Origin of the sequence: Frankia sp. AgB32 (genome assembly GCF_023243045.1) — a bacterium.
GTDB lineage: Bacteria > Actinomycetota > Actinomycetes > Frankiales > Frankiaceae > Frankia.
The window spans coordinates 70,537-80,925 of record NZ_JALKFX010000017.1; the positions used below are offsets into that span (position 1 = coordinate 70,537).

Annotated in this window: 10 protein-coding genes; all 10 read left to right on the plus strand. The window is 70.3% G+C overall.

Annotation, left to right across the window (positions count from 1 at the left end; genetic code table 11):
- Nucleotides 1–125: 125 nt before the first annotated feature.
- Nucleotides 126–1,337 carry a CaiB/BaiF CoA transferase family protein gene (locus MXD60_RS07890; RefSeq protein WP_248818330.1) on the plus strand — a complete coding sequence of 404 codons (1,212 nt, stop codon included), beginning with the start codon at nt 126–128 and terminating at the stop codon, nt 1,335–1,337.
- On the plus strand, nt 1,334–1,759 hold the full coding sequence (locus MXD60_RS07895) for a Zn-ribbon domain-containing OB-fold protein (RefSeq protein ID WP_308222400.1): 426 nt from the start codon (nt 1,334–1,336) through the stop codon (nt 1,757–1,759). The genes MXD60_RS07890 and MXD60_RS07895 overlap by 4 nt, the downstream gene beginning before the upstream one ends.
- Nucleotides 1,756–2,955: a thiolase family protein gene (locus MXD60_RS07900; RefSeq protein WP_248818332.1), complete on the plus strand. Its 1,200-nt coding sequence runs from the start codon at nt 1,756–1,758 to the stop codon at nt 2,953–2,955. Before MXD60_RS07895 ends, MXD60_RS07900 begins: the two co-directional genes overlap by 4 nt.
- 81 nt (nt 2,956–3,036) lie before the next feature.
- Complete coding sequence (locus tag MXD60_RS07905; protein ID WP_248818333.1) at nt 3,037–4,506, plus strand: aldehyde dehydrogenase family protein; 1,470 nt, start codon at nt 3,037–3,039, stop codon at nt 4,504–4,506.
- Nucleotides 4,507–4,531: 25 nt separating this feature from the next.
- A complete protein-coding gene (locus MXD60_RS07910; RefSeq protein WP_248818334.1) occupies nt 4,532–5,737 on the plus strand; it encodes an amidohydrolase family protein in 1,206 nt (401 codons plus the stop codon).
- On the plus strand, nt 5,738–5,953 hold the full coding sequence (locus MXD60_RS07915) for a ferredoxin (protein ID WP_248818335.1): 216 nt from the start codon (nt 5,738–5,740) through the stop codon (nt 5,951–5,953).
- Nucleotides 5,950–6,735, plus strand: coding sequence for an SDR family NAD(P)-dependent oxidoreductase (locus MXD60_RS07920; RefSeq protein ID WP_248818336.1), 786 nt, complete (start codon nt 5,950–5,952; stop codon nt 6,733–6,735). Before MXD60_RS07915 ends, MXD60_RS07920 begins: the two co-directional genes overlap by 4 nt.
- Nucleotides 6,722–7,987: a cytochrome P450 gene (locus MXD60_RS07925; RefSeq protein WP_283097984.1), complete on the plus strand. Its 1,266-nt coding sequence runs from the start codon at nt 6,722–6,724 to the stop codon at nt 7,985–7,987. Before MXD60_RS07920 ends, MXD60_RS07925 begins: the two co-directional genes overlap by 14 nt.
- A gap of 84 nt (nt 7,988–8,071) precedes the next feature.
- The gene (locus MXD60_RS07930) at nt 8,072–8,506 is read left to right on the plus strand and encodes a nitroreductase family deazaflavin-dependent oxidoreductase (RefSeq protein ID WP_248818338.1); all 435 of its coding nucleotides are present in this window, start codon (nt 8,072–8,074) and stop codon (nt 8,504–8,506) included.
- Nucleotides 8,507–8,701: 195 nt separating this feature from the next.
- A complete protein-coding gene (locus tag MXD60_RS07935) occupies nt 8,702–10,345 on the plus strand; it encodes an AMP-binding protein (protein ID WP_248818339.1) in 1,644 nt (547 codons plus the stop codon).
- Nucleotides 10,346–10,389 lie beyond the last annotated feature (44 nt).

Below are 10,389 nucleotides of genomic sequence, written 5' to 3' on the forward strand. Positions count from 1 at the left end.
CCGGCGCGCTTAGGTAGAATGGCATTCTATTGATTCGGAAATAGAGAATTTCCAATCCAGAGAACGTTGGTCTAAAGTTACACGGACGGTTGCGCCGAGATGGCAGCCGGGTCGGGAGGCGCGGAGTGGGTGAAGGTGCGTTCGAAGGCGTGCGGGTCGTCGAACTGGCGCAGTGGGTTTTCGTCCCCGTGGCGGGGGCGCTGCTGGCCGACTGGGGTGCGGACGTCATCCGGATCGAGCGGCCCGAGGGCGATCCGTACCGTGCACTGGCCACCCAGGGCATCGGGAGTGAACGCCGCGGGGTGAACCTCTCGATGGCGTTGGCCAACCGGGGCAAGCGATCGGTCGCCCTGAACCTGGCCACCGACGAGGGGCGCGCCCTGCTGGACGAGCTCCTGGAGACGGCCGACGTCTTCCTCACCAACTTCCGGCCGGGGGCGCTGCGCCGGCTCGGGCTCGACGCCGACGAGCTGACACGACGCTTCCCGCGCCTCGTCTACGCGCGTGGCCACGGGTTCGGAGTTCGCGGGCCCGGGGCCGACCGGCCAGGCTACGACTCGTCCGCGTTCTGGGCGCAGGGCGGGATGGCGCATGTGCTGAGCCCGCCGGACCGGGACCTGCCGATCGGTCAGCGCGGGGCGATGGGCGACCGCAACGCCGCGATGTCCCTGGCCTTCGGGGTGGCCGCCGCACTGCTGGGCCGCCACCGCACCGGGCGCGGGTCCGTCGTGGACGTGTCGCTGCTCGCCACCGCGATGTGGACGCTGTCCTCGGATGTGCTCGCCGCCCTCGCCGGCGGCCGGCCCCGCGCCGCGACCGGCACCGAGGCCTACGTCAACCCGCTGGTCGGGGTGTACCGGACGAAGGACGGCCGGCACATCCAGCTGGTGTTCCTGGAGGCCGACCGCTACTGGGCCGGGTTCTGCCAGCTTCTCGGGCGCGAGGACCTGGGCGCCGACCCGCGTTTCGCCGACCTGGCCGCCCGGGCCGCCCACCGCGACGAGTGCGTCACCGCGCTCGCCGCCGAGTTCGCCACCCGCACCTTCGAGGAGTGGAAGGACCTGCTGGACGGCTTCGACGCCCCGTGGGCGCCCGTACAGGCCGTGGAGGAACTGCTCGACGATCCGCAGGTCCTGGCGAACGACTACCTCGGCGAGGTCGCCCTCGACGGCGGCTCCTCGTACACGCTTCCCACCGGACCCGTCCAGTTCGACGAGCGCCCGCCCGTGCTGCGGGTGGCGCCCGAGCACGGAGAGCACACCGAGACCGTGCTGGTCGACCTCGGCCACTCGTGGGAGAAGATCATCGAGTTCAAGGACGCCGGGGTGATCCCGTGAGCACCCCACGGCCGTTACCGGTACCGGACGAGGTCTCCCGGCCCTACTGGGCGGCGGCCGCCCGGCACACCCTCGTCGTCGCCCGATGTTCGCGGTGCGCCTCGTTCGTCCTGCCCCCGGGCCAGACCTGCCCGCACTGCCACAGCGTCGACCCGCGGTTCCGGTTCGAGCCGGTCAGCGGCACGGGCACGGTGCGCTCGTGGACGGTCGTCCGGCAGGCGTTCCTGCCGGGTTTCGGTGCTGAGGTCCCCTTCGTTCTCGTGGACGTCGAGCTGACCGAGCAGTCCGAACTGCGGATGATCGGTCGGCTGCTCGACGGACCGGCCGCGGCCCTGCGCCTCGGCGACCGGGTGACGGTGGCCTTCGAGGATGTCGCGCCGGGCGTCTCGATCCCCGCGTTCACGCTGGGAGCGCCGGTATGAGCGGCCGGCTGGGCGCGAGCAACCAGGTCGCCCTCGTCGGCTACGCGCACAGCGTCGTCCAGCGCCACGCCGCGGCGCCGCTCGGTGTCGTCACCCTCGACACCGCACGCCGGGCGATCGCCGACGCGGGCCTGCGGACCGACCAGATCGACGGCTTCGTGACCGCCCCGCTGTTCCCGACCGCCGGCGCCCACGCCGTCGAGGACGGCGTCAGCACCGTCTCCGCCACCTGGCTGGCCGACAACCTCGGCGTCCGGCCCCGCTACGCCGCCGGCTTCCAGGGCATCGGGCAGATGCCGGGGGCGGTGGCGATGGCGGTCAACGCGATCGCCGCCGGCGCCGCCGACTACGTGGTGCTGCACCGGGCCATGCACAACCCGCCCGGCCGCTACCACGGCAACCCGATGGCGTCGGCCGGTGGATCACTGCAGTGGACGGCGCCGCAGGGCTACTTCGGCCCGCTGTCGATGATCGCTCTGCCCTACAACGAGTACATCCAGCGCTACGGCGCCAGCCGCGAGGCGATGGCCGCCGTCCTGGTCGAGGCCCGCAAGAACGGCGCCCGGCTGCCGTGGTCCTACTGGCACGGGCGGCCGCTGTCGGCCGAGGAGTACCTGGCCGAGCCGATGATCAGCGATCCGATCTGCCGGTACGACTGCGACATCCCGGTCGACGGCGTGGCGACCTTCGTCCTGACCTCCGCGCGCCGCGCCGCCGACCTGCCGCATCGACCGGTCTACGTCTCGGGCTACGCCACCAGCGCCCCCGCGACCCGGCGGCTACCCCTGCACTGGCCGCTCGACGACATCATGTCGGTCGGCCAGGAGACGACTCGGCGGCTGTGGGAGAGCGCCGGCGTGGGCCCGACCGAGGTCGACCTGCCGCAGCTCTACGACGGGTTCTCGCCGTTCGTGTACTTCTGGCTGGAGACGCTCGGTCTCTGCCCGCCGGGCGAGGCACATCGTTTCGTACTCGACGGCGGCATCGACAGCGACAGTCCCAAGGGTCTGCCGGTTCTTTCCGGCGGCGGAGCGCTGGGCAACGGCCGGATGCACGGCGTTCCCCAGATGCTGGAGTGCTATCTCCAGCTCGCGGGTCGGGCCGGTGACCGCCAGCGCACGGCAACCATCGGCGTCGCCTGCCAGTCCTCGCCGCACTTCGGCGGGGCGGTCGTGTACAGCGCGGAGCAGTTTTGAGCGCCGCCGCCGCGGGCTCGCAGTCGCCGCCGCGCCGTCCAGCGCGTGCGGCGCGACCAATCCGGCAGAAGGGAAGCGTCCGTGTCTGAGGTTCTTGCCGAGCGGCGCTCGTATGTGGCCGGTAGCTGGATCACGGGCGAGGAGACCCTCGCCGTGGAGAACCCGGCCGATGAGACGACGTTCACCGAGGTGGGCGTGACGCCGCTGGCCGAGATCGAGCGTGCGATCCTCGCCGCCCGCCGCAGCTTCGACGAGGGATCGTGGGCGCAGGCCCCCCGGGAGCACCGTGCCCAGGTCATCGGCGCCTTCCTCGACGCCGTGGAGGCGTCCCGCGACGCTCTGATCGCGACCATGGTCGCCGAGGCCGGCCAGCCGGTGCAGTTCGCGGAACAGGCGCAGTACCTCGCCGGCGTGGCCCTCGGTCGCAACACGATTAAGCTGTACCTGTCGATGCCGGACGAGGAATTCAACCCGGTACCCCTCGACGATCTCGTCCGTGGCGGCACCACCCTGAGCATCCGACGCTACGAGCCGGTCGGCGTGGTGTCGGCGATCACGCCCTACAACGGTGCGATCATCATGGCCTTCCAGAAGCTCATCCCCGCGCTGCTGGCGGGCAACTCGGTGATCCTGCGGCCGAGCCCGTTGACGCCGCTGTCCTCGCTGGTGTTCGGCACCGCGGCGCAGGCGGCCGGCCTGCCGCCGGGCGTGCTCAGCGTCGTCAACGAGGCCGGCGCGGCCGGCGCGGAGCTGCTCACCTCCCATCCCGCCATCGACATGGTCTCGTTCACCGGCTCCACCGCGGTCGGCCGGCGTATCCTCGCCCAGGCCGCGTCGACGGTGAAGCACGTGGCCCTCGAACTCGGCGGCAAGTCGGCGCAGATCTACCTGCCGGACGCGGTGGAGCGGGCCGCTGCCGGCGCCGCCGCGGTGGTCGCCCTCACCAGCGGGCAGGCCTGCGTCGCCGCGACCCGGATGCTGGTGCCGCAGGACCGCAAGGACGAGGTGGTCGAGTCGGTGTCGCGGATGTACGCCGCGCTCACGGTCGGCCCGCCCACGCAGGCGGGCACGATGCTCGGCCCGCTGATCAATGCCGCGGCGCGCGAGCGGTGCGAGCGTTATGTCGCGCTGGCGCAGGAGCACGGCGGCAAGGTCGCGTTCGGCGGTGGCCGGCCGGCCGGGCTCGACCGCGGCTACTACTTCGAGCCGACCGTCCTCGACGTGCCGGACAACACCAACCCGGCGGCCCAGGACGAGATCTTCGGCCCCGTCCTGACCATCATCGGCTACCGCGACGTCGACGACGCGGTGCGGATCGCCAACGACAGCGAGTACGGCCTGTCCGGTCAGGTGTACGGCGCGGACGTCCCGGCGGCGCTCGCGGTCGCCCGCCGGCTGCGGACCGGGGCCGTCGCGGTCAACCGCGGGCTGTTCAGCGCCTACGCGCCGAGCGGCGGCTACGGGCAGAGCGGCCTCGGCCGTGAGCGCGGGCCGGATGGCATCAGGTCGTTCCAGGAAGTCAAGCACGTGTCCGTCGGCGACCTTCGCTGACCTCGCCCCGAAACGGAGGAGCACCATGACCGATCTGAACCTCGACTGGCTGATCTCGGTGGACGACCATGTCCTGGAGCCGCCGAACCTGTGGCTCGACCGGATCGCCAGCAAGGACCACGACCGTGCCCCGCACATGGAGTTCGACGACAAGGGCATGGACTTCTGGGTCTACGACGGCAAGAAGTTCCCCAGCTCCGGCCTGAGCGCGGTGGTCGGGAAGTCGAAGGAGGAGTTCAGCCCCGAGCCGCTGCCCTACAGCGAGATGCGGCCGGGATGCTACGACGCGAAGGCCCGGCTCGAGGACATGGACCGGGCCGGCATTCTGGCGTCGCTGTGCTTCCCGACCATCACCCGGTTCTGCGGGCAGCTGTTCATGGAGGCCAGCGACCGCGAGTTCGGCTTCCAGTGCCTGCAGGCCTACAACGACTGGATGATCGAGGAATGGTGCGGCTCCGCGCCGGGCCGCTACATCCCGCTGGTGCTGATCCCCATGTGGGACCCGCAGCTGGCCGCCCGTGAGCTTGAGCGCTGCGCGGCCAAGGGCGCGACCGCGTTCGCGTTCTCCGAGAACCCGGAGCCGCTGGGCCTGCCCACCATCCATGACCCCAAGGGGTACTGGGACCCGGTGATGGCTGCGGCGAACGACCTCGAGATGGTCGTGTCGATGCACGTCGGCTCGTCCTCGCAGCTCCCGCAGATCTCCCGGGACGCGCCGTTCATGGCCAACCTCGCCTGGGGCGCGACGCGTACGTCGGGAACGATGCTGGCCTGGCTGTTCAGCGGACTGTTCCAGCGTTTCCCCAAGCTCAAGATCGCGCTGTCCGAGGGTGAAGTCGGTTGGATTCCGTACTTCCTGGAGCGGGCCGAGCAGGTCATCGACAAGCAGCGGTTCTGGGTGCAGCGCGGGGTCACGTTCGGAGACCATGCCGCCGCGGGCGCCCTCGACCTGAACACCTTCGACATCCGGGCCACGTTCCGCGACCACGTGTTCGGCTGCTTCATCGAGGACGCGCACGGTATCGCGAGCATCGGCGAGATCGGCGAGGACAACATCATGTGCGAGACCGACTACCCGCACTCCGACTCGACCTGGCCGAACTCGATCACGGTCGTGAAGAACCTCATCCAGCACCTTTCGCCGGAACTCCAGTACAAGATCCTTCGTGGCAACGCCGAGCGGCTCTACCGCTTCACCCCGGCGGCGCCACCAGCACTGGCGAGCGTCTGAATGTCAGTGGACCAGGGCGTCGCCGTCGTCGACCGGAGTCGGTGCGTCGGTAGCGGGATGTGCATCGTCTACGCCCCCGGGACCTTCGCCCATGACGACGAGGCCAAGGCAGTGGTGCTCGATCCCGCCGGGGATGACCTGGAGACGGTCGAGATCGCGGTCGAGGCCTGTCCCACGAGCGCGCTGCGCCTCGTGGGAGATCAGGAGGAACAGTGACAGCGTCACTCGAGGGGCGAGCCGCGATCGTGACCGGCGCCGGTTCCGGCGTCGGTCGGGCCTCGGCCCTGCGGTTCGCCCAGGAGGGCGCCCGGGTCGTCTGTGCCGACATCGACCTGGCCGGCGCCAAGGAGACGAGCCGCCTCGTCGAGGCCGCCGGCGGCACCGCCTTCGCCGTGGCCTGCGACGTCTCCCGTGAGGACGACGTGGTGGCGGCGATCGCCGCCACCGTCGAGCGGTACGGCCAGCTCGACATCATGTTCAACAACGCCGGCATTCCGACGCCGCGTCTCGGCGCGAAACTCGAGGACCACAGCGTGGCGGAGTTCGACCGGCTGACGGCGGTCAACCTGCGGAGCGTCTTTCTGGGCTCCAAGTACGCGGTGCTCCAGTTCAAGAAGCAGGGCAGCGGCGGCGTCATTCTCAACACCGGTTCCGTGGCCGGGATCGTCGCCTGGGGCGGCGCCGCGTACGGCGCGACCAAGGGCGGCGTTCACCAGCTGACCCGCAGCGTCGCGATCGAAGGGGCGCCGTTCGGTATCCGGGCGAACGCCATCTGCCCGGCCGGAATGCCGGCCACGAACTTCATGACCACCGGCGGTCTGCCGGACGACGCCGACGCGCGGGAGGCGACCACCAGAGCGGTCGGCGCGTCGCATCCGCTGGGTCGGCCGATCACGGCCGAGGACTGCGCGCAGGCCGCGGTCTTCCTGGTGTCGGATCAGTCGGCCAACGTCACCGGCATCCTCCTGCCGGTCGACGGCGGATATGTGGCGAGGTGATCCGGTGACCACTCTGCAGGCTTTGAACCGAGACCGGCTCAAAGAGCTGTTCGACCTCCGAAGCAGCTACAACAGCCTGATGGGTGGGGATTTCCAGACGGACCCCTATCCCCTCTGGGCGCGGCTGCGGGCCGAGGCGCCGGTGCACGACGGCACGGTGCACAAGCTGAGCGGCTATCCCGGGGAGGCGTTCTTCCAGGGACTGCCGTTCCCGGACCAGCCGCACTTCTCGGCGTTCACCTTCGCCGCCTGCGACGCGGCGCTGCGTGACGAGGTCACCTTCGCGTCGTCACCGGCGGTGGTCGACGGGACCGGCGAGATACCCGGCTTCGAGACCAGCATGCTCTCGATGAACGGCGCGATGCACCGGCGCTACCGCGCGCTGGTCCAGCCGTCCTTCGTTCCCGCGAAGGCCGGCTGGTGGATCACCAAGTGGATCGAGGAGACGGTCCAACTGCTGGTCGACGGCCTCGTCGATCAGGGCCGGGCGGAGCTCAACGTCGACTTCTGCGCGGCCATCCCAATCCTGACGATCACCCACAGCTTCGGCATCCCGATCGAGCAGGCGCTTGAGGTGCGTGCGTCGCTGGGCACGCCCGCCAAGATCGCCGCCATGCTCGCGCCGATCGTCGCGGCCCGCCGCGAAGACCCGCAGGACGACCTGATCAGCGTGCTCGTCCAGGCCGAACTGCGCGACGAGGACGGCGTCAACCAGCGGCTGTCCGACCTCGAGATCTACTCCTTCGCGATCCTGCTGCTGCTGGCGGGCTCCGGCACGACCTGGAAGCAGATGGGCATCGTCCTCACCGCCCTGCTCGAGCGGCCGGAGCTGCTGGCGGCGGTGCGGTCGGACCGGTCGCTGCTGCGGCCGGCCATCGAGGAGGCGTTGCGGTGGACGCCGACCGACCCGATGTTCTCCCGCCACGTCACCCGCGACACCGAGTTCTTCGGCAAGCACCTGCCGGCGGGATCGGTGCTGCACCTGTGCCTCGGCGCCGCCAACCGCGACCCCGCACGGTGGGACCGGCCCGACGAGTTCGACCCGCGCCGGCCGGTCAAGCGCTCCCTCGGCTTCGGCGGCGGTTTCCACATCTGCCTCGGGATGCACGTTGCTCGGGCCGAGATGCTCGTCGGCATCGGCGCGCTGCTCGACCGGCTGCCCAACCTGCGGTTGGACCCCGACGGCCCGCAGCCCCGCTACATCGGCATGTACGAGCGTGGGGCCACCGAGATTCCCGTCGTCTTCGGCTGACGGGAAACGGCGTCGCGGTGGTCCGCGGCGATGTCCGCCGCGGGCCACCGCACGGAACATTCGAGGATCACAGGAGGCAGGCGCGTGACCGAGCAGAACTACCAGGCCCCGGATCTGAACCTGGTCGGAGCCGAGCATGTGCGGCGCTACCAGGAGACCAACGGCGAGGTGGGCTACGACTGGAACGGTGTGCACGCGTTGCTGCTCACCACCACCGGCCGTCGTAGCGGCGAACCCCGCACCAACGCCCTCATCTTCGCCCGGGACGGTGCCGACTACCTGGTCGTGGCCTCCCTGGGTGGGGCCCCGAAGGACCCCCTGTGGTACGGGAACCTCGTCGCGAACCCCGAAGCCAGGATCCAGGTCCGCGATCAGCACCTGTCGGTGACGGCCCGCACCGCGACCGACGAGGAACGGCCCCGGCTCTGGAAGATCGTCTCGACGGAGTGGCCGAACTACAACGTCTACCAGGAGCGGACCGACCGGAAGATTCCGGTCGTGGTGCTGTCGACGTCCTGAGTGCCCGCGAGGGCCTGGCCCGGCATTTTCCCGGCGATCGTTTTCGAAGTTGAACTATCGAAGTCCAACCGTCGACGTCGGTCTTCTGACCGTGTTCCCCCGGGCTGTGTTCCTCGGGCTGTGTTCCCCGGAAACCAGCGGTTCCCCGGAAACAAGTCGGCGACGGTGACATCACTGTAGCGCGGAGGATACGCGGTGGCGGAAAAACGATGGGAAACCCGGTCGGTGCCGAGCACCCTCGCGGACCGGTGGCGTCAGGAGGGTCTGTGGGATGACCGGACCCTCGGGTCGAAAATCGAGGAAGCGCTTCGCAAGTATCCGGACCAGGTACTTCGGATCCACTCCGAGGACCGTCCGTGGGAGGGCACCTTCGCGGAGCTGTATGCCAGAGCGTTAGGTCTGGCGGGCGGTCTGCGGGAATGTGGTGTCGGCCCGGGTGACACGGTCGCCTTCCAGCTGCCCAACTGGGTGGAGGCCGCGGTCACGTTCTACGCGACGAGCATGCTGGGTGCCGTGGTGGTGCCGATCGTGCATTTCTACGGCCCCAAGGAGGTCTCCTTCATCCTGCGCCGGACAGAGGTGGCGGCGTTTGTCTCCGCCGCCACCTTCCGCCGCCGGGACTATCTCGCCGACCTGCCGCAGGCGTGCGCCGACGTCCCCTCGCTGAAGGCCGTGGTGGTGGTCGGCGAGGGCACGGCGCCCCTTCCCGCGGGCGTGCGCACGTTCGCCGAGATGGAGAAGGGCCCGGCCCTGCCGGCGGCCGTCGCGGTCGACCCGGACGCCCCGGCGCTGATCGCGTACACCTCGGGCACCACCTCGGAGCCCAAGGGCGTCATCCACTCCCACAACACCCTCGGTTGCGAGGTGAGCCAGCTCGGCGAGATGGATGCGGGCGGTGGCATGCCGGCGGTGACCGGCACCCCGCTCGGCCACTTCATGGGCATGCTCGGCGGCCTGCTGATCCCCCTGCTGCGCGGTGACCAGATCAACGTGATCGATGTGTGGGATCCCGCCCGCGTCCTCGCCGTCATGAAGCGGTACGGGCTGTCCTCGGGCTCCGGCGCGACCTACTTCCTCACCAGCCTTCTCGATCATCCCGACTTCTCCGACGAGCACCGTGAGCTGCTGAAGTTCGTCGGGCTGGGCGGCGCGGCCGTGCCGCCGGCAATCACCGAGAAGGCGGCGGCGGCGGGCGTCTCGGTCGTGCGGATGTACGGCTCGACCGAACATCCCTCGATCACCGGCACCTACCATCACGATGAGGAGCACGCGCGGCTGCGCACGGACGGGCGGCCCCTGAGCGGCGTCGAGATCAGGCTGCTGGACGACGACGGCCAGCCGACCCCCGTGGGCCAGGCCGGCGAGATCTGGTCGCGGGGACCGGACTGCTGCCTCGGCTACACCAACCCGGCGGTGACCGCGGCGATGTTCGACGCGGACGGCTGGTACCGCACCGAGGACCTGGGTGTCCTCGATGCCGCGGGATGTCTGACGATCACCGATCGGAAGAAGGACATCATCATCCGCGGCGGCGAGAACGTCAGCGCCGCCGAGGTCGAGGAACTGGTGCTGGAGACGCTGCCCGACGTCCTCGAGGTCGCGGTCGTCGCGGTGCCCGACACCCGCCTCGGCGAGAAGGTCTGCGCGGTGGTGCGGCTGGCGCCCGGGGCGGGTGAGCCGACCGTCGAGGACACCCGGCGGCTGCTGCTCGAGGCCGGTCTGGGGCGCCAGAAGCTGCCCGAGTACGTCGAGACGGTCGAGGACTTCCCTCGGACGTCGACCGGAAAGATTGTCAAGGCTGAGCTCCGGCGCACGCTGGCGGCTCGTTACCAGGCATAGAAAAGAGGCCGGGGGGGGGGGGGGGGGGGTCGCCCCCCCCCCCC

Bases quoted from the DNA above. Each gene is read 5' to 3' on its own strand.
- MXD60_RS07915 (WP_248818335.1), top strand. From the start codon at position 5,738: ATGTCAGTGGACCAGGGCGTCGCCGTCGTCGACCGGAGTCGGTGCGTC.
- MXD60_RS07925 (WP_283097984.1), top strand. From the start codon at position 6,722: ATGTGGCGAGGTGATCCGGTGACCACTCTGCAGGCTTTGAACCGAGAC.
- MXD60_RS07910 (WP_248818334.1), top strand. From the start codon at position 4,532: ATGACCGATCTGAACCTCGACTGGCTGATCTCGGTGGACGACCATGTC.
- MXD60_RS07900 (WP_248818332.1), top strand. From the start codon at position 1,756: ATGAGCGGCCGGCTGGGCGCGAGCAACCAGGTCGCCCTCGTCGGCTAC.